Origin of the sequence: Paeniglutamicibacter sp., from assembly GCF_046714615.1 — a bacterium.
Lineage (GTDB): Bacteria > Actinomycetota > Actinomycetes > Actinomycetales > Micrococcaceae > Paeniglutamicibacter.
The window spans coordinates 1-19300 of the sequence record NZ_JBKKAP010000014.1; the positions used below are offsets into that span (position 1 = coordinate 1).

Genomic DNA, 19300 nt, shown 5'->3' on the forward strand with positions numbered 1-19300 from the left:
CTTCCCCAAGGGAACCGATCTCAGCACCCATGGCCCCGAGGAACTGGAACGGGTCAGCCGCCTGCTCAACGGACGCCCACGCAAAACGCTCGGTTGGGATACCCCAACCGAGCGCCTGCGTGAACTAATGTTGGCAGCCTAGCCACCAGGTGTTGCAACGACTCCTAGAATCCGCCCTTGCTGCGGGGCCCGACTCATGCCCGGGTGGCGCCGCGGTCCCACAAGCCGTGCTCGAGCGCAAAGAGCGTGGCCGACACCCGATTTGTCGCACCGGTCTTCAGGTAGATGTGTTCCACGTGGTTGCGCGCGGTTTTCGGGGCGATCACCAGGGCCGCGGCAATGTCCTTGTTGTTCATCCCGCGGCAGAGCAGTGCCAGCACCTCGACCTCCCGCCCGGTCAGCCCTCCCGGCCCGCCTCCGCGCCGACGGGGTTCGGAACCTCCGGCGGCGGCCAGCACCGCATCGACCGCGCGCCCATCCAGCCGGCCCGCCACCGCCTCCGAGCGAAGCCGCTCGCCCGCGGCCCGCGGGCCCATGGCCTCCCGGTGCGGCCGCGGCTCCAGGTAGGTCGCGTAGGCCTCGGCGGCGGCAAGCAGGCGTTGGCCCGGATCCAGCTCGGACCCGGCGCGCCCGTGCGGGTAACCGGAACCGTCGAGCCGTTCCCGGTGGGCGCCGGCCACCTCGGCCACCCGCCGCATGCCGGGCACCCGCGCCAGGATCCGTTCGGTCAGGAACGGATACATCGCCAGATGCTCCCGGTCCACCGCCGACAGCGGCTCCTTCTTGTCCCACACCGCATTGGACACCCCCATCCGTCCCAGGTCGTGGACCCAGCCGGCGCGGCGCAGCACCAGGACTTCGGCGGGGCCGAGCCCCAGACGGCAGGCGGCATCGGCGGCGAGGGCCGCCACGGCCCGGGAATGCCCTGTCGTCCAGGGGGATTTCAGGTCGGCAAAATCGCCCATGGCCTCCAAGACCGAATCCAGCTCCGCGTCGCCCAGGGGCGCGTCCGCGGGGGCGGAGGCCAGCACGGCCGGCCACGGGTCGGACTCCAGCAGCCCGTCGGCCAGCTCCCGCGCCCGCGAGCAAAAAAGGTCGGCGATCCCCGGGTCAAACTGGGTGCCGCGGCGCTGCGCTGCCATGGCCACCGCCGCGTCGACTCCGCCGGTGCGCAGGAAGACCTCGGCCGTGTCGGCGAGCTGCGCAATGCGCATCTCCAGGGGAATCTGCTCGCCGGATCTACCGGCGGGAAGACCCTTGCCGTCCCAGCGTTCAAAGGCGTGCTCGAGGATCGCGGGCAGGTGCTCGTCAAGGCCCACCCGTGCCGCCAGCTGGCCGGCCGAGGTGCAATGCGAGGCAATGAGGTCCCTGACCGTGGTCTTCGCCCTCGCGGCGAACCTGACGCGTTCGGCGACCCGCTGCATCCCCGGCAGTTGGGTTCCGGTGTGGCGCAGCATCAGCGAGAGCATGGGCAGGCCATGGGCGTCGATGCGGTAATAGTCGGAGCGGAAGCCGAGGTCGTCGCCGAACAGCGCCGCAAGCTCAAAGGAATCCGTGGGGCAGCCGATCCAGGCCAGGAGGTTTGCGTGGTAGATCCGCTCGCGCACCGCCTTTTCGACGCCGAGCAGCGTCGCCATCCGCAGCCCCAGCAGGGTCGCGCGCATCATGTGTTCCATGGGCTGGCCGAGCCCCAGGTCGATGGCCAGCGAGAGTGCTGCCAGCAGTTCGTTGCGCCGCGGGGTGCCTGCCCGGTTCCGCGCCCGTGCGCCCGCAGACCCTGGGACCGCGGGAATCCGGTCGAACGTCCCCGCGCCCTGATCCGCCACCCCTTCATTCTACGGCGGCCCGCACCGACGGTGCCCGGTTCAGGACGGACTTCAGTGCCGGGCGGGAGCGGACCGGATGTCGGATGCGGTTGAAGGGTAGTCGATGCCCAGATCGGCCACGAACACGCCGCGTTGCGGCAACCAGAAGTCGGCCAGGTGCTCTTGGGCCGGGAGCGCTTGCGGGACCCCTGCGTCTTCACCGTCAATGGTTGCCTCGGCGGAGGCGACCATCCACACGCGTTGCGGGTGCGCCCGGAAGGACTGTCCGTTGGGGACCAGCCCCGCCAGGCCCATCTTCCCGGCGCGCAATGCAGGTCCCATCAACAGTCCCATCGCATCGAGCAGGCGGTCGCTGCGCCACACGGCGGCGGGCATCTTCCTGGCCATGGCGGTGAGGGCGGCCGTGGCCAGGGAGGATTCAAGCGCAAGCCGCCAGGTCAGGACGCCCGGAACCGTGACCGTGAGGCTGAACGGGCCACTGAAGCTGCCGGAGACCGGCGCATGGACGGCCTCGCTGAACGCGGCCCCGAAGTAGCGCGCACAGCTGAGCTCCGGCGGGGCGTCGGCGTAGACGGTCCAGCGGCCGTCGGGACGGCGCAGCCACGCCGCGTGGTAGCCCGGGCCGATGGAGCTGGCGGGGAAACGCCTGTAGGCAAGGTAGTGTCCGCTGCTGAAGGGCATGCCCATGAGCGCATAGCCGGAAAATCGTTCCGCGGTGCCCGGCGGCAATGCCGCCGTGGCCTCCGAAAGCCGGGCACATTCCTGCGGTGTCATCGTTGTCATGACGGACTCCTCTGCCTCATGAAACGAGCGTAGGAGTGTTGCCGCGCCTGCGCATGGGGCCGATGCCCCATTTGTCGCGCCGGTGCTCACTCTTCCTTGCGGCGCACGATTTCGTTGATCCAGATCGGCGCGAAGGGTGAGGTGCAGTTCGGGGGCGTCGGGTAGTCCTTGAGCACCTCGAGGCGTTCGCCGATTTCAAGCGCCCGGGCCCGGTGCTCGGCGTGCTCGATGCCGATGGTTGCAAGGGCCTGGTTCATCCCCCACTGCAGCCGCTCGGGCGCGTCCTTCATTTCGGCCTCGATGGTATCCAGCAGACCGGCCAACTCCAGGCCCTCGGGCGACTTTGCTATTCGCTCGCTGGTCAGCGCCCATCCGGCACTGGCGACCACGGGATCGGCATCGGCCTTCCAGGCCACGCGCAGCTCCTCGGCGTGGGGACTCTTCTTCACCACGTAGTTCACGAGCCAATCGTGGACCTTGGGCGCGCGCGCCTGGCGCAACATGGTGTCCAGCTGCTCGCGTGCGAAGGCCTTGGGACGGCAGACCAACAGCGCCAGCAGTCGCGCCGCGGTGTCATTCGTTGCCCAGAGTTCCAGTGCCAGCTCCTGCTGGGTCTTGAGCCTCTTGGCAACCGCCCGCAGCTTGGACAGGTTCACCCCGTGGTCGTCCCCGCGCTTCTCGTTCGCCTCGCGCATCTTCGGATCCTCGAGCGCTGCCAGCTCGGCCATCACCTCGTCTATCGTCGTTTCCGGCATCCCGACCTCCTCGTATTAGTGATCAAATTCCAGTCTACGAAAAGCCCACCTGCGACACGACGTGGCGTCGCGGCCCGCTCCCCGCTCAACCCCGCGCGAGCCTGCGGGCCGCATCCACATAGCGGCCCGTGACCAGGTGCTGGGCGGCCACGGTGACCGGGGCGCCCAGGCGGTAGCGCCCCGGCGAAGGCCGGGACACCGCCTTCAGCTCCAGGTACACGCAGCCGTCGGGATCAAGCACCGCGGCGAAGGACTCCTCCCCTGTTTCGGGGTGCCCGGCCAGGGTGCCGTAGGCAAAGCCGAGCCGGGTCTCGGACTCGATAAGCCGCACGACGCGGCAGGGAGCCTCGATGCGCACCGGCCCGAGGCCGACGCCGAGCCGGACGCGGCTGGCCAATTGCACCTCGGGGGTGTCGGCGCGCACCCGCAGTCCGGCTCCCTCGTGCAGCTTCCAGGCCATGATCCCGGCGGCCAGGGCCTCGAAGGCCATCGCGCCCCTGCCCACGCGCTCGCGCACCTGAAGCGTCCGGTAGCCGGCGGGTGCCGGGACGGAGTCGGTGATGCCGGGATCCGGATAGCTCAGGTCATTGAGCACGCCGAGGCGAAAAAGCCTGCGGCGTGCTGCCAGTTCCGCCGGGCCATGCTTGGCCAGCGCCAGGCCCGCCACCCCGAGCGCCACTTTTCCGCCGAGGCGGGCCGGCAGTTGCACCGGGCCCAGGGATGGCGGCCTGAGCCCCAGCATCCTGAGGTGGTTTTCCGGAAGGGTGTCCACGACAGCGGCGAAGATCAGCCTGTAGCCCGGCAGCACGGCGGGATCCAGCGGCGGGTTTTTCAGGAAGGAGACGACCTGGGCGACCCTGGGGCCGCCGGCCAGTTCGCCGCGGGTCTCGTACCCGGCAATGGCCTCGCGGAGTTCGGCCTCGCTGCGCGGCGGGTTGGCAACACCCATCAGTTCGCCGGCCTTGGCCCACTCACGCACATAGGTGTCGGCGCCCTGCGGGACGGGGCCGGAAAAGATCTCGTGGCTGCGCAGGAAGGCGTCGGCGAAGGCCAGGTGCACCCAGGCCGCAAGGCCCGGGTCGTTGGCCGCGTACTCGCGCTCTTCCCCGGTGCCGGCGGTGTACCTGCCGGTGACTGGCTCGTGGCGGCGGGCCACCCAGGCGCAGGCGGCATCGGCCGCGGCGGTGTCACCGTAGGTAAGGGTGAAGATCCACCGGATGGTGCCGGCAAGCCGGGCCAGCGGGTCGCTTTGGTAGTTGGAGTGTTCGGCCACCCCTGCCAGCGCCCCTGGGTGGAGGGCCTGGGTCAGCAGTGCCCGGATTCCGGCGGCGATCGGGCTCATCCCGCCGTGCACCACCCAGACCGCGGAGTCGTGCGGGAAGTACCCCGCATCGTTCCCGCGGTCCAGCTCGCGTTCCCACACCGGATCGTAGTGTTCCTGGGCGGAGAAGGTCTGCTGTAGCTTGCGCCTCAGTGGTTCGAACAAGGCAGGACCTAGCCGATCTGCAATTCGCCCATTTCTCCCCAGGAATCGCCCTCGACCTTGCGCGAGACGATCTTCGGGGTTGCCAGCAGGGCCGGGCGCATGGCTACCATGCTGGCTTTGAAGTGCTCGGAGTTCACGTGGGTACCGGCGGCGTCGTCATCGAGGAATGCCTCGACGAGGACGAACTCGTTGGGGTCCTCGACGCTGCGGGACCAGTCGAACCAGAGGTTGCCGGGCTCGGCGCGGGTGGCTTCGGTGAACGGGGTCACCAGGTCCATGAACTGTTCGGTGTAGTCCGGCTTGGTCTGAAATTTCACGACAATGAAGTACATGCCTCCAAGCCTACAGATTCCGGATCAGCCGCGCTCGACCAAACCCTTCCAGCCCAGGGCCGCGCGTTCGGCGGCGGGCAGCGAGGCGACCACCAGGTCGTAGGAATCCTCGATCATCGCCAGCATGGTTTCCTCATCCAACCCCGGCACCACGGTGTTCCAGTGCTTTTTGTTCATGTGGTAACCGGGCGTGATTTGCTCGTTGGCGGCGCGCAGCTGCTCGGCGAGCGCCGGGTCGCACTTGAGGTTCAGGTTGATCGTCCCTCCCCGGTGCATCAACAGCCCAAACATCTTGGCACGACTGCCCTCCCGACCGGAGACCTTGAACACCGCGGCGTCCTCACCGAAGGGGAAATCCTCGAAGGCGCCGGGCATCGAGAGCAGCAGGCCGCGCCATGATTCGTATTCCACGTTGCCAATCCTAAGCCCGGAGGGCAGAAAAAATGGCCGGTCCCGCCCGCTGGGGGGGTGTGGCAAGACCGGCCGGTCCATAGGGGTTCGCGGCCGGCCACTCACCCCCAAGTAGCGAGCGGCCGACCGCGAACGTCATTTTTCCTGGCGACTATTTCCCCTCGCCCTTGCGGCGGCGCGAACCTGCCACGAACGCCGCTCCGAGGAGCATGAACAGGGCTCCGGATCCCAGGACCCACAGCGTGGAGTCCGAGGCGCCGGTGTTGGCCAGCGGCGCAACCGGCTTCCGCGGTGGAACCACGGCTACAGGCTGGACCGGGACGGGGGCCTGGATGACCTGCACCGGGTTCCGGGGCGAGGGGTTGGGGTGCTTGACCTGCACCGGGGTCCGGTGCGTGGTCTTCGATCCCGGAACGTCCCCGTTGCCGGTGGCCACGTTCACCAGGACCGCGCCCCAGGCCTCGGCATTCACGGTGATGGAGTAGGTCAGGGTCTTGACCTCCCCGACCGCCAGGTCTCCCACGTTCCAGACGAGCTTGCTCCCCTCGATGACCGATTCTCCGCCCGAGGGCTTCAGGCTGCCCTCGTTGAGGATTGCCGCCTGCTGCCACCCGGCCATCTCGTCGGTGACCACGGCCCCGGTGTACACGAACTCGCCGGTGTTGCGCACCGTGAGGGTGTAGGCGATGGTGTCGCCGGGCCAGACGACGGTGCCGCTGGCCGGATCGGAGGTCTTCACCAGCGAGTAGCTGCGCGGGTTCTTCACCGGTTCCACGCAGTCGCGGGAATGGGTGGTTTTGCCGTTGGCGCTCAGCGTGGCCTCGTTCAGGAAGCCGCCGTCGGTGTTCCCCTCCCCGGACGGGCAGTTGCCTGCGGCCGATCCGATGACGCCGTCCTCGAGGATCGCGACGACATGCACCCTATAGGTGTGGGAATCGCGGGCCTCCAGGTTGCGGTCCGTGGCCAGCACCGTGCCCGGCTCGGTGCCGGGGGTCGCCCAGCTGCCTGCCGTGTGGGTGCCTTCCATGCTCCAGTCGGCGCCGGTGGCGGTGAGCCCCTCGCCGAAGCGCAGCGTGTCGGTGAGGTCGTAGCGGGTTGCCGCGTCCGAGGTGTTGTTCACGACGACCGTGTAGTGCACGTCCCAGCTGCCGTCCGCGTTCTCCGCGGCGCTTTCGGCGGTCTTGACGACGTTGCTGCTCGGTGCCGGGATGTCCAGGCATGCTTCATCCGGAGCGGATTCGTTGCCGGAGCTCACTTCGCCGGTGTTCAACAGGCCGTGCCCGCCCTCGCCACAGACGCGGTCTGCATCGGTGATGGCGGAGGTGAGGCTGAGATTGACGACCACCGTGAAGGTGTGGACTTCGCCGGCTTCCAGTGCCTGGCCGGCGACCACCATGTCCTCGGCGGGGTCCGTGCCGTTCCAGCCTGCATTGACCACCACGTCCTCGGAGCCAACCGTTCGGTCGTTGACGAGCACGCCGTCCGCGAAGGCCGGGGTGTCGGTGAGCGTGTAGTTCACGCCCTGCCCGTCGGTGCCCGGATTGGTGACGGTGAGCTTGTAGCTCGCGTCCCAGGTGCCGTCCCAGTTTCCGTCGGCGTCCTCATGCTGGACCAAGTCAATGGCCTGCTTGTCGAACGTCGGGGCGACCGGCGCGGCACAGGCCGCGACCTCGGTGTCCTGGCCGTTGGCGGTGAGGGTCGCCGTGTTCAGGAACCCGGTGCCGTCCTCGCCCTCGGCGAGCTCGCAATCCGCTGCCGCGGAGCCGATGACTCCGACCTCCACGTCTGCGGTGACGCTGACCAGGTAGGTGTCGGTCTCCTCCGCATCGATCAGCGTGTCGGTGGCCAGGACCTCGGTGTGGTTCGATGTCTCCAGGTCCCACGCATCGCCGTCGCCGGCCGCAGGGCCGGTCCACGACGCGTCGGTGACCTCGATGCCGCTGCCGAAGGACAGGGTGTCGTTCAGCGAGTAGCGGCCTTGGAACGCGTCGTTGTTGGTGACCTCCAGCTTGTAGGTGATGTCCCAGCTGCCGTCCGCGTTCTGGCGGGTGCCGGTGACGGTCTTTGCGACCGTCGGGGCGCCGACCGTCACGCAGACCTCGACCGATGCGCTTGCATCGTCAGTCGCAACGCTGGTTGCCGTGTTGTCGTAGGTGGTGCAGGTGCCGTCCAGGGCATCCGGGTTCGGGTTCCGGTAGATCACCTGGTAGGTGAACTCGGTGGGAACCGACCCTGCGTTCCAGTCGGCGGTGCCCAGCTTCACGGGCTGCGGAACCGTTGCGGCCTTGTCGTCGAAGACCTCAAGGTCGGTATTCGTGGAACCCACCTGCTCGTAGAGCACCTCGGCCGAGGCCGTGGCGGTGGCGTCCCCGCCCTGGGCAGTTGCCCAGGTGGCGGTGACGGTGTGCTCGCCCGCATAGTCCCCGTTTTCCGGGGTCCCGGTGCAGGTGTATGAAAGGGTCACGGTGTTGGCCGTGCCGTTGGCGCCGGCCGGCACCAGGACCTGGAACCCGTCGGTGTCCGGGTCGGCGTCGGTGGCATCGAAGGCGCAGGTGACACCAACAATATCGACACTGCCGGTGAGCGTGGCGGTGATGTCGCCGCCCTCAAACTGGTTGGGGTTGCTCAGCGTGATCGTGCCCGCCACCTGGTGGTTTGAATCCTCATAACCGTCAGGTGTCGCGGCGACCGTGTAGTCGAACGTCGCCGTTGAGTCCAGGCCGATTTCGGCCTCGGTGCGGTCAACCTTCTTGTCCAGCTTCCACAGGTATTCGCGGTCGAAGGTGGCTTCCGCCGGGTCGGAAACGCCCAGTCCCGCCTTGGCACACACTTCCACGTCCGCCGTGGCCGTGTTGTCGACCTCGTCGGTTCCGGTGGTTTCCCTCAGGACCGCGGTGTTGGTGTAGGTGGTGCATTCTCCTGCCACGCCCGCCAGCTCGAGGGGATAGGTAAACGCCTTGGGCGACTCCCCCAGGGTTGCGGTTCCCAGTTCATGGGTCGCGCCCGGCACCGTCTGGTCATCGAGGACCGTCACGGCCCCGTCGATGTCCTTGGCCTGGTCCTGGGTGAACAGGACTCCTGCCGCGAAGTCGGCGGTGCGGTCCTTGCCGTCCGTGCCGCTCCAGGTGACGGTGGCGGTGTTGGTGTGGCCCGCGTAGTCGGCCGCAGTCAAGGGATCTGTCAGTACGCAGTCGTAGCTGACCGTGGCCTTGCCCCTGGTCACGACGCCGTCCTTTGCGGTGGCCGCCGGGACAACGACATCCGTGCCGCCGCCGGCAACGCTGCACGTGGCACCGGGAACGGTGGTGACATCGGCGATGTCGACAACCAGCTCGCCCTGCCGGTTCGGGTTGAACACGTCGATCGATCCGGACATCGTCCAGTCCTGGTCTTCGTGTCCCGCCTGGGTGGCGGTGACCGTGTAGTTGGCGGTCGCCTTTCCGTTTTCATCGACGGTGAACCTGGCCTGGTCCACCTTCTTCTCGAGGTCCCAGCCGTAGTCGCGGGTGAAGCCCGCGTCAACGGTCTTGACCACGGTTAGGCCCTTCTCGACGCACACCTCGACGTCGGCGGATGATTCATTGCCCGCGGGGTGGTTCGCGTCACCGTCGATCACGGCGGTGTTGGTGAAGGTGGTGCACTTGCCTGCGGCAGCTTCCCAATCGACGTCGTAGCTAAAGGTCTTTGGCGACTCTTCCAACGTCACGGCACCCAATACATGCCCGTTCTCCGTGTACTTGTCATCGGTCACCGTGATGTGGGTGTCGGTTTCCGTGTCCATCGAGAAGTCGACGGCAACGGCATCGCTGGATGCACTGCGGCCTTCACCCCAGGTGGCCGTTGCGGTGTTCGTGATGACGCCGGTGTAGTCGGTCTCGTCCACTCCCGCCGAAACGTCACAGGTGTAGCCGAGTTCCAACGTGTCGCCCGCGGCGATCTGCACTGTCTTGCCGTCGGCAATGGTGCAGGTTACGCCCTCAAGGCCCAGGGTGTCCTCGACGTTGGCCGTGATGGAACCAAAGTCGTTCGGGTTATGCACGGTGATGGTTCCACCGAGTTTCCACCCCGAATCCGTGTGGCCGATCTTGGTGGCGGCCACCGTGTAGCCTGCTGTCACGTTTCCGTCGCCGTCGACGTTGAAGGAGGTCTTGTCGGCGTCCTTCTCGATCTTCCAGTCGTAGTCGCGGTCGAAGGTCGCGGTGACGTCCTTGGTGACCTCGAGGTTCTCCTCAACACAGACGGTGACTTGCTTGCTGGCCGAGTCCAGGGTCGCTTGGTTCCAACCGTCTTCGGTCACGATCGCGGTATTCGTGTGATCCTCACATGTTCCGAGGATTCCCGGGAACGAAAGGTCGTAGGTGAACTCCGTGGGGTCCTTTTCCTTGTTCCAGGTTGCCGTGCCCAAGAGCTCCGGGTAATCCGTCTCGACGACCTTGTCGTCAAACACCAGGACGTTTTTGTCGTACTCGGTGTCCAGCACGTAGTTGACCTCGGCCGATGCCGTGGCGGTCTGCTTGGCGTAAGTGGCATCCTTCCATGTGACATCAACGGTGTTGGTACCCGTGTAGGTGGCCGGGACACCGGTGCATTCGTAATCCAGGACCACGCTGCCCGGGTTGCCGTCGGCGCCCGCGGGCACCAGGACCTGGAAGCCCGCCTTGCCAGGATCGATGTCCTCGGGCGTGGTGATTTCGCAGATCAACCCTGCAATGTCCACCGTGTCGGTGACCGTTGCCGTGATTTCTCCGGCCTCGAACTGGTTGGGGTTCGTCAAAGTGATCTTGCCAAGCAGGGATTCGTCAAAGTCCTCAAAGCCGTTTGGCACTGCCTTGACGGTGTAGTTGAAGACTGCCGATCCATCCGGCGCTATCGTCTGCTCCGTCCTGTCCACGTCCTTGGCCGCGTTCCACTTGTACAGGCGGTCGAAGGAGGCCTGCGCGGTCTTGGAAACCTGCAGCCCCGCTTGGTCGCACACGGTGACCGTGGCTTCGGAAGACGGATTCGTCCCGTCGCCATCGAGCTCGACCCAGGCCTTGTTGGTGAATGGGGTGCATTCGCCAAGCGTGGCCTCGTGGGTCAGCTGGTCGTTGAACGTCTTGGACCAGGTGGCCCAGTCGCCGTCCGGGATGTCGGAGAAGGAAACCGTGCCCAGATCCTTGGGCGTGGAGTCGGGATCGATCAACTGGTCGAGGATGTCCACGGTCTCGTCCGTGGCTCCCTTGAGCCCGAAGGCGATATCGACGGGTTGGCTGCTGGCCTTGCCACCGTTCCAGGTGATGGATGCGGTGTTCCTTTGGCCGGTGTAGTCGGCCTCGGTCACTGAACTGGCATCGCAGTTGTAGGCGACTTTCTTCTTGCCATCGACCCAAACTTCGCCGGACACGGTGGCCTGCGGGACGGTGACCTGGACGCCGTCGGCATCCGGGTTCGTATCGGCCGCCGGATCCACCGTGCAGACCAGGCCCGCGAGCGTGGTGGTGTCCGAGACCGTTACTTCGACGTCGCCACCGAACCTGTTCGGGTTCGATACGGTGATCTCGCCGCTCAGCGTCTTGGCATCGTCCTCGTATCCCTTGGAAGTGACGGTGATGCCGTAGTCGACTACTGCGTTGTGGTCCTCCCCGGCGTTGACCGTGTCGGGACCGACCACGGTCTTCTCAATGTCCCAGAGATAGGTGCGGTCGTATCCCGCATCGGCGGTTTTCTTGACGCTGAGGGAGGCGGGGCGGCATGCCTTGATGGCGGCATGGTCCGATGTGGTGAAGCCGCTGGCCCCTGCAACGGTTGCCTTGTTTGTGAACCCCACGCATGTGCCTGCCGAAACAGCCGGAACCGTCCACTTGACCTTGTAGTCGCGGGTCTGTGCCGCCATGTCTTCTGACCACGTGATGGTCCAGGCGGGATCAAAGGTGTGGTGGTCATCCGTCACGGTCACCACGTTGTTCAACGGTGCCTGGGTCCAGGTCCCCATGGTCACCGCGGCGGTCCCCGCGGCTTCCGCCGTGGGCGTGGAGGCCTTCGCGGCGTCCCAGGTCGCCGTGGCGGTGTTCGTGCCCTCATAGCGTGGGAGCGTCTCGAAGGTACACCTGTAGCTGAACCCCTGCACCGAGTCCTTCGGGATGACGGCCTGGAACCCTTCGGTGTCCGGGTCTGCGTCGCCGACGGGATTTGTCCCCGTCGTACCGGACACGGTGCACGCGGCGTCGCCGCCGACATTCACCGTGTCGCTCAATGTGGCGGTGATGTCCTGCCACGTGTTCGGGTTCGTCACCGTCATGACACCCGACATGGCCCAGGCGCTGTCTTCGGGGTCGTTCGGCTTGACCGTCACCTGGTAGTCGACGACGACGTCTCCGTTGGCATCGGTGGTGTAGGGGCCGGCACCGTTCACCGGCGTCTTGTCGATCTCCCACAGGTAGGAACGGTTGAAGCTCGCGACAACGTTCTTGGTGACGACCAAGTCCGCACCAAGGCAGACATCGACGGAGGCCGTATCGCTCGCCGTGCCGCCGTCCTTCTCGGTGTACTTTGCCGTGTTGCCATAGGTCGTGCACTCACCGGCCACGCCCGGCCAGGTAGTCGTGTAGGCAAAGTTCTTCGGCGCCTGCGCGGCGGTGACGATGTTGCCGCCGGGAAGCGTGGAGAGGTTGAACTTGCTGTCGGTGACGGTCACCGAGCCATCGGTCACGGTGGGCTCCACTCCCACGAAGGAGAAGTCCTTCGTGGTGCTCGCGCTGCCGTCGGTCCCGTAGTAGGAGGCGGCGTTCCACGTCGCGGTGGCGGTATTTGTTCCGGCAGTGCCCGCGGTGGTGCCGGAAGGCATCTCACAGGTGTAGTTGAAGGTCGTGGTTCCGGCCGGGACGGACAACGGGCCCGTTACTGCAGTGCCTTCGGAAGTCTCAATGGCACACACGGCGCCGGGGATGCTGTCCGTCAGGGTTACCCCGTCGATGGCCGCGATGTTCGTGTTTTTCACGGTGATGACACCATCGACGGTGAAGTTGCTGTCCTGCGCAGCACTGGCATCGACCAGCACGCTGTAGTTGACGGGGACGTCGCCGGCGGCCGACTTGACGGTGGAGGGCTGGGCGGAGGCCAGGTTCTTTTCGATCGTCCAGTCGTAGTCGCGGTCAAACTTGGCGACTGCGGTCTTCGAGACCTCAAGGTCCTTGTACGTCGTCTTGCTATTGGTGAATGTACAAGTGACCTGGGCGTTGTCCACCAGCGTGAAGGACGTGCTGCGCGCCGACGAATCGATCGTCGGCGTGACACCGGTACAGGTCAGGGCCGAGAGGTTCCATCCCTCGGGAAGGGCGTTTTCGGAAATAGTTACCGTGCCCGGGGCAACGGTGTAGGTCAGGCGGTCGGGAAGGTCCGCGCCGGTGTTGGAGCCGGCGCTGTCATCCAACTGGAAGTTCACGGAATCTGCCGTCGTGCCGGATTTAAGTGTGAAGCCGAAGTCGGTACCGTCGGCCGGGGTGGCGTCTTTGATGATGGTCACGAAACCTGCCTGGACGTCGCTTGCCGAAATCTGGTTGGCACGGTTCCCCGCGGTCGCGCAATTCAACGACACCAAGGACACGTGATACGGGGATCCGCTAATGGCAGAGGCTCCCGCGCCCGGCCCATGGTCCAGTTCGGATGCGACATGGACACTGAAGTAGAGGGTGACCGAGGAGGCCGTTGCATCAAACGTGAGCTTGACGGTGTCCTCGCGGTCGCTGCCCGATCCCTCGATCACCTCGGTGTTGGTGATCGTTCCGCCGGTCATTGAGTACTGGTCAATGAAGTCATAGGCCCATTTGCCGCCAGTGCGCACCCGGTAGTTGAATACAAATTCGTTCTCGCCCGGCAGCATGTTGCTCATCTGCACGCGCTGGTCAACATAACCGCCCTCGTAGATGCCCGAGGAAAGGTTGCCGTTGGCGAATGGGGCGCCGCCGGCCCGCTGCATGAACGTGTCAATCTTGCCTTTGTCGATGTTCGTGTCGCAAACGCCTGCAACCGCCGCAACGACGGGTGCGTCCTTGGCCAGGGCAGAATTCGGCTCACTGACCGAGGCTTCCGCTGGTTCCTCTGTGGTCTTCTCTTCGGACTTCGTAGGCGCTTCGGCACTCGGGGTCGCCGGCTTCCCTGAATCAATCGACTTGCTCGTCGACGGAGCTTCGGACGTGGGGGCCGCCGACTCCTGTGCCTCTGCAAGCTCTTCGTCCGCGGACGGTTCGGTGCCCTGGAGAGGTGCTTCGGCAACCGTTTCTTCCGCAGGCGCGGTCTTTGCCTTGGCCGGGTTCGACCCGGCGCTCGCTTCGCTGCCCTCAACGGCATCCAGCAGCGCCTGCTCCACACTGGCGTCTTTGCTGTCCGACGGTGATGCCGCGGCGGGATTGAATCCACCGCCGCCAAACATCATCGTTGCAACGAGCGCTGTCGTCGCGCTGGCACCCACGGTTGAACGGACAATTCCGTTCCTCCAAATGGCTCCCAAAAAAGAGTTGCGGCGCGCAAAGCGACGACCTCTTGATTGATTCCGTGCAGCATTATCCCCAATTTTGCCGAACACTTTAGTTACCCCAATTACCCCAAGGGGGCGCAGCAACCACGCAATAAGCACCGTTTACGGATCGGTCCCAACCGATCCGTTAGTTCAGTTCAAACCCCAAGTTCGAACTACCCCCAGCATTTATTGGGGCCCCAGCTCCCAATTTGTGTTGCTTGTGATGCCGTCATTCTAGACACAGATCGTGATCCACGTCTACTGCCACTACGGACGGTGCACTGTTTTTTTGGGCGCGCTGAAACTACCGGTAGTGGTACTCAATTTTCGGACAGGTGTCCATGACGACATCCAACCCGGCGTCCTTGGCGCGCTTGGTGGCAGCTTCGTCGACGACACCGAGTTGCAGCCAGACTGCATCCGCACCAATGGCAATGGCCTGGTCAACGATGTCACCGACTTTTTGCGAGTTCACAAAACAATCAACGACGCTGATGTGTCCGGGGATTTCGGCCAGAAGCTTGTACCCGACGTTGCCCAGAACGCTTTCGCCGCTCAGGGAGACCGGAATGATTTCCATGCCCAGCCGCTCTTGAAGGAATACCGAGACCCCTGGAGCCACGCGGCGCGGGTTATTGGTCAGCCCCACCACCGCCCATCGCGCGGGGGTTTGCAGGAGCCTACGGATCACTGCCGGGTCATTTACGTGCCGCTGGCCAACTTCGGTGCTCATGTTCCATACGCTACCGCCACAGTCTGGGTCTTGCCCCAAAAGCCTTCTTGGGTACTTAACCGGCAGGAAGTCGGAAAAGCCCTCGACTCTTCCGACTCCCCGGCGCAGCGGACCGATGTGCAGCCGTCTAGAGTGCGCGCTCCAGCGCCTCTTCGGTGTTGGCGGCGGAGTACTCGGTGAAGGCCCCACGGAAGCGTGCTGCCGGGTGGGTCTCTTCGAGCCGGGCCCCGCGCCCGAACACCTTTTCGCGCAAGGTGCCGGGGGCGTATTCGGTCTGCGCAAGCCCGCGGGCACGGAGATCGGGCAGGATCCCGTCGATGAAGTCCGTGTATGAGCCCGGCAGGATCTGGGTCATGATGTTCAGGCCATCCATGCCCGCGTCCTGCCAGCGTTCGATCTCGTCAACGATCTGCTCGGGGGTTCCCACGATCTGCTGGGCCTTGGCCCGGTAGCGGGCCAGGTCGCCAATGGTTGGTTTCCCTCCGGGAACCGACGCGATGGCTGCTTCGAGGACGCCTCGGGCGCCCTCGGTCTGGACGTCGCCCAAGGGTGTGTCCAGGTCCAACCCGCCCAGATCGATCCCGATCCCACCGCCGATGTGGGCGATGATCGCATCAAGGTCCAGGTACTCGTCGTATTCGGCTTCCTTGGCCTTGGCTTCGGCCTCGGTGCTTCCCACGACGAATGACAGGCCGGCAAAGACCTTGACGTCTCCCGTGGCGCGTCCTGCGGCAGCCTCCAGCTCGCGGATCTTGCCCACCTGCTTGGCCACATACTCCGGGTGCGGAGCAAAAAGGAAAGTTGCCTCCGCATGTTCCGCGGCAAACTGGCGCCCGCGTGCGGACGATCCAGCCTGGAACAGGAACGGCGTGCGTTGCGGGCTCGGCAAGGCAAGATGCGGGCCCTCGATGGAATACCGTTTTCCCTGGTGGTGGATCTTGTTGACCTTGGCCGGGTCGGCAAAGACACCGGTTTCCTTGTTGGCCAGAACCGCGTCGTCCTCCCAGGAACCTTCCCACAGCTTGTACGTCGCCTCGACGTATTCCTCGGCCCAGTCATAGCGGTCGTCGTGGGCGGTCAGGCCGGCCGCACCAAAGTTTCGGTGCGAGTTCTCCAGGACGCTGGTCACGATGTTCCACGCGACGCGGCCGTTGGAAAGGTGGTCCAGCGTGGAGAGCTGGCGCGCAAACTGGAACGGGGATGCCTGCACCACGGAACTGGTCATGGCCAGTCCGATGTCGCTGGTGGTTGCTGCAAGGGCCGAGAGCAGCACGAGCGGGTCGTGGGACGGAACCTGCATGCCCTTGCGGACCATCGAGGCCCAGCCGCCCTCGTGGTTGCCGTAAAGCCCCACGACGTCGGCAAAGAACAGGTTGTCGAACTTGGCGTCCTCAAGCTGCTTGGCCAGGTCGACCCACAGTTGCAGCTCATTGAAGCGGTGCTGCTGCGCTTGGGGGTGGCGCCATTGGCCACCCAGGATGTGGCTGGAAGTGTTCATCAGGAATGCGCTCAGCAACAGGCGCGGACGCGTGTCAAAAGTACCCATTTACTTGTTCTCCGATTTCGTGTCCGTGGCTTCACCGATCGAGTGCAATCCGGTGGGGATGGTGCCGTTGATGTAGTAGTCGCCCACCGAACGGGCCTTGAAGGCGACCGGGTTGTGGGTCGCGACGGTGCGGGCGTTGCGCCAGTGCCGGTCAAGGGATTTTCCTCGTGAAACGGACGAGGCGCCGGTGACGTCGAAGAGTTCGCTGGTTGCATCCAGCACCAGCTTCGGGACCGTCACGTGGGCCTGCTGCACGGCAATTTCCGCGCGGATGAAGGCAGCTGTCGGTTCCAGGCCCAGGGACTGGTCCACCGCGGCATCCAGGTCGCGAGCGGCGGCACAGACGATCGAATCCGCCGCGTAGACGGCCGCTGCGATGCGGCCGACCTTTTCCTGGATCAGCGGGTCGTTCCGGAAGAGTTCACCTGATCCGGTATTGAAGGTTCGGGTGCGGGTGCGCACCAATTCGGCGGCATCTGCCAGTGCCGCACGCCCGATGCCGGCCAGGACGCTCAGGAGGGCCATCTGGAAGAAGGCCGGCTCGAGCGTGGAGGAGACCTTGCGCTGGATGATGTCTTCGAATGGGACCACAACATCTTCGAAGATTGCGGTGCCGGTGCCGGTCAGCGGCTGGCCAAAGCCATCCCAGTCGTCAATGATCCGTACCCGGGCGTCATCGGCGCGCACGATGGCGTACTGCCGGCCTTCGACGCCCTCGGTGCTGGCCATGACAACCACCCAGTCGGCGAAGATGGAGCCGGTTGTGTAGTACTTTTCCCCGTTCAGCAGCCACTGCCCGGATTCCTCGCGAAGCTTGGTGTTGGTAGTCCCCAACGCATTGCCGCCCCGTTCGGTGGCCGCGTTGCCGAAGATCTCGCCGGCGAGCACCCGAGGGAACCAACGAAGCTGGAATTCCTCCGGCTGCAGGGCGATGGTTTCGACAAAGGCGAAGTGGGAGCGGAGCAAGTGGCCGACGTTGGAATCCGCGGCGGAAAGTTCCACGATCAACCGGAAGAGATGTTCATGGCTGACCGGATCCCCGCCATGCGCGGCCGGGACGCGCAGCGTGGTAAAGCCGGCTTCCTTGAGCCATGTCACGGGTTCGAAGGGCAACACATGGTTGTTTTCCCGGTCCACAGTGCCTTCGGCGATCCGGCCGAACACCGGTGCAAAGCGTGCACTCAATTCCGCGTAACGGGCTTCTTCGGTTCGTTCCTGCACGTGCGTTGCACTCATTTTTCTTCCTTTACATCCATGAGTTTCAAAAAGTTTGTTGGCCGGATTTAGCGGTTTGCCATCTCGCGCAGCAGCTGACCAGGGTTCGAGTCCAAAAGCAATTTGGTGTACTCGCTGGCGGGGTTCCCGAAGACCTGTGAGGCCGGGCCCACTTCGACGAGCTTGCCCTGTCGCATGACTCCCACGTCGTGTGAAATGCGCTCGACGACGTGCAGGTCGTGGGAAATGAAGAGGTATGACAGCCCCTGGTTGACCTGGAGGTCTTCCAGCAGCGCCAGGATCTGCGCCTGGGTCAAGACATCGAGTGCGGAAAGTGCCTCGTCCAGCACCAACGTCTTGGCGCCGAGGGCCAAGGCCCTGGCGATTGCCACGCGTTGCCTTTGTCCTCCGGAAAGTTCCTTCGCGCCGAGGGAGGCCATGCGCGAGGGCAAGTTGACCGCGTCCAACAGCTCGGCCACCCTGATCCTGCGTTCGTTCCTTGACCCGACCTTGTAGTTTTCCAGCGGTTCGCTGATGATCCGGGACACCGAATAACGCGGATCCAGTGCCGAGTCCGGGTTTTGGTACACCAGTTGCAGGCTGCGCCAGAGGTCCCGCTTGCCGGCTCCGCGCACACGGGTGACATCTTGTCCGTGGATCTTCACCGTCCCGGCGCTGGGCTCGAGCAGACGCATGACCATGCGCGCGGTCGTGGATTTTCCGGAGCCGGATTCCCCCACCAATGAGAAAGTGGTTCCGGGACGGACTGCGAAGGAAACGTTGTCCACCGCTGCTCGTTCCGCTTTTCCGTTGCCGTAGATCTTTGTCAGGCCACGGACCTCAATGGCCGGCGCCTCGATGGCGCCCTCAGGCCCGGTGGTTTGTGCGCCTTTGCCCGTGGCAGTGGCCTCGGTAAGCAGCATTTGGGTATAGGCGTCTTCCGGGGCATGCAGGATTTCGCGCACCGGGCGGTCCTCGCGAATCCGGCCGTGCTGCATGACCACGATGCGGTCGGCGATATCCGTGGCCACGGCCAAGTCATGGGTCACAAAAATGACTGCGGTTCCGAGTTCGCGGGCGAGCTTGGTAAATACCTCGAGCACCGTCTGTTGGACCGTGACATCCAATGCGGATGTTGGCTCATCGGCAATCAGCAGCTCGGGTTCCAAGGCAAAGGCTATGGCAATGAGCACCCGTTGCTTCAGCCCGCCCGAGAGTTCATGCGGGTACTGCCCAAGGCGCTGTTCCGGGCGATCGATCCCGACCAGTTCCAGCAGCCTGAGAACTTCTCGGCGCAACTCCGCCTTGGTGCGCTTGCGCCCTTGCGGGTGCAGGCGGAAAACCTCGGATACCTGGGACCCCACGGTCTTCACCGGATCGAGGGAGGCTCCGGGATCCTGTGGCACCATGCCGATGCGCCGTCCGCGGATGGCTTCCAGTTCCTTGGCCGAATGGTCCAGGAGGTTCTCGCCCACAAGGTCGATCGTTCCGCCCAGGACCTTTGCCGATTCCGGCAGAAGTCCGATGATGGCCTTTGCCAGCGTGGACTTGCCGGAGCCGGATTCGCCAACCAGTGCAACGATTTCGCCGGTCTTGAGCGCGATGTCTAGGTGGTCTGCGGCGATGACGGATTCATCGCCGGTGCCGTATTGAATGCTTAGCCCACGAATGTCCAGCAATGTGGGTGCCGAGTCGATGGTGCTCATGCTGTTCCCCTGA

11 protein-coding genes and 1 pseudogene are annotated in these 19300 nt (G+C 65.0%); 1 reads left to right on the forward strand and 11 read right to left on the reverse strand.

The genetic code is table 11. The features are described 5' to 3' along the window. Nucleotides 1-142: pseudogene (locus ACLQ7E_RS01585) on the forward strand (IS30 family transposase); the annotation flags it as partial. Between the two features lie 52 nt (nucleotides 143-194). Here ACLQ7E_RS01585 and ACLQ7E_RS01590 read toward each other — a convergent pair. The 11 genes from ACLQ7E_RS01590 to ACLQ7E_RS01640 all read right to left on the reverse strand — a co-directional run bounded on the left by ACLQ7E_RS01590 (nucleotide 195) and on the right by ACLQ7E_RS01640 (nucleotide 19287). Then, on the reverse strand, nucleotides 195-1826 hold the full coding sequence (locus ACLQ7E_RS01590; protein ID WP_411730780.1) for an HD domain-containing phosphohydrolase: 1632 nt from the start codon (nucleotides 1824-1826) through the stop codon (nucleotides 195-197). A 51-nt stretch (nucleotides 1827-1877) separates the two neighbouring features. After that, entirely contained in the window at nucleotides 1878-2609 is a 732-nt protein-coding gene (locus ACLQ7E_RS01595) for a hypothetical protein (protein ID WP_411730781.1), read from the reverse strand. An 86-nt stretch (nucleotides 2610-2695) separates the two neighbouring features. Continuing rightward, nucleotides 2696-3364, reverse strand: coding sequence for a DNA alkylation repair protein (locus ACLQ7E_RS01600; RefSeq protein WP_411730783.1), 669 nt, complete (start codon nucleotides 3362-3364; stop codon nucleotides 2696-2698). An 85-nt stretch (nucleotides 3365-3449) separates the two neighbouring features. Beyond that, nucleotides 3450-4850 carry a DUF1990 family protein gene (locus ACLQ7E_RS01605; RefSeq protein ID WP_411730784.1) on the reverse strand — a complete coding sequence of 467 codons (1401 nt, stop codon included), beginning with the start codon at nucleotides 4848-4850 and terminating at the stop codon, nucleotides 3450-3452. A gap of 8 nt (nucleotides 4851-4858) precedes the next feature. Then, nucleotides 4859-5182 (reverse strand): putative quinol monooxygenase, encoded by a 324-nt coding sequence (locus tag ACLQ7E_RS01610; RefSeq protein WP_411730785.1) that lies wholly within the window; start codon nucleotides 5180-5182, stop codon nucleotides 4859-4861. A gap of 24 nt (nucleotides 5183-5206) precedes the next feature. Then, nucleotides 5207-5593 (reverse strand): MmcQ/YjbR family DNA-binding protein, encoded by a 387-nt coding sequence (locus tag ACLQ7E_RS01615; protein WP_411730786.1) that lies wholly within the window; start codon nucleotides 5591-5593, stop codon nucleotides 5207-5209. 151 nt (nucleotides 5594-5744) lie between these two features. After that, nucleotides 5745-13937 (reverse strand): LPXTG cell wall anchor domain-containing protein, encoded by an 8193-nt coding sequence (locus tag ACLQ7E_RS01620; protein ID WP_411730787.1) that lies wholly within the window; start codon nucleotides 13935-13937, stop codon nucleotides 5745-5747. A gap of 454 nt (nucleotides 13938-14391) precedes the next feature. Continuing rightward, nucleotides 14392-14820 (reverse strand): CoA-binding protein, encoded by a 429-nt coding sequence (locus ACLQ7E_RS01625; protein ID WP_411730788.1) that lies wholly within the window; start codon nucleotides 14818-14820, stop codon nucleotides 14392-14394. Between the two features lie 127 nt (nucleotides 14821-14947). Further along, a complete protein-coding gene (locus ACLQ7E_RS01630; protein WP_411730789.1) occupies nucleotides 14948-16366 on the reverse strand; it encodes an NtaA/DmoA family FMN-dependent monooxygenase in 1419 nt (472 codons plus the stop codon). Beyond that, nucleotides 16367-17602, reverse strand: coding sequence for an acyl-CoA dehydrogenase family protein (locus ACLQ7E_RS01635; RefSeq protein WP_411730791.1), 1236 nt, complete (start codon nucleotides 17600-17602; stop codon nucleotides 16367-16369). Between the two features lie 47 nt (nucleotides 17603-17649). After that, nucleotides 17650-19287, reverse strand: a complete 1638-nt coding sequence (locus ACLQ7E_RS01640) for a dipeptide ABC transporter ATP-binding protein (RefSeq protein ID WP_411730792.1) — start codon at nucleotides 19285-19287, stop codon at nucleotides 17650-17652. Nucleotides 19288-19300 lie beyond the last annotated feature (13 nt).

Coding starts and splice junctions, on each gene's coding strand:
- ACLQ7E_RS01595 (WP_411730781.1), bottom strand. CDS start 2,609: ATGACAACGATGACACCGCAGGAATGTGCCCGGCTTTCGGAGGCCACG.
- ACLQ7E_RS01600 (WP_411730783.1), bottom strand. CDS start 3,364: ATGCCGGAAACGACGATAGACGAGGTGATGGCCGAGCTGGCAGCGCTC.
- ACLQ7E_RS01610 (WP_411730785.1), bottom strand. CDS start 5,182: ATGTACTTCATTGTCGTGAAATTTCAGACCAAGCCGGACTACACCGAA.
- ACLQ7E_RS01625 (WP_411730788.1), bottom strand. CDS start 14,820: ATGAGCACCGAAGTTGGCCAGCGGCACGTAAATGACCCGGCAGTGATC.
- ACLQ7E_RS01630 (WP_411730789.1), bottom strand. CDS start 16,366: ATGGGTACTTTTGACACGCGTCCGCGCCTGTTGCTGAGCGCATTCCTG.
- ACLQ7E_RS01635 (WP_411730791.1), bottom strand. CDS start 17,602: ATGAGTGCAACGCACGTGCAGGAACGAACCGAAGAAGCCCGTTACGCG.
- ACLQ7E_RS01640 (WP_411730792.1), bottom strand. CDS start 19,287: ATGAGCACCATCGACTCGGCACCCACATTGCTGGACATTCGTGGGCTA.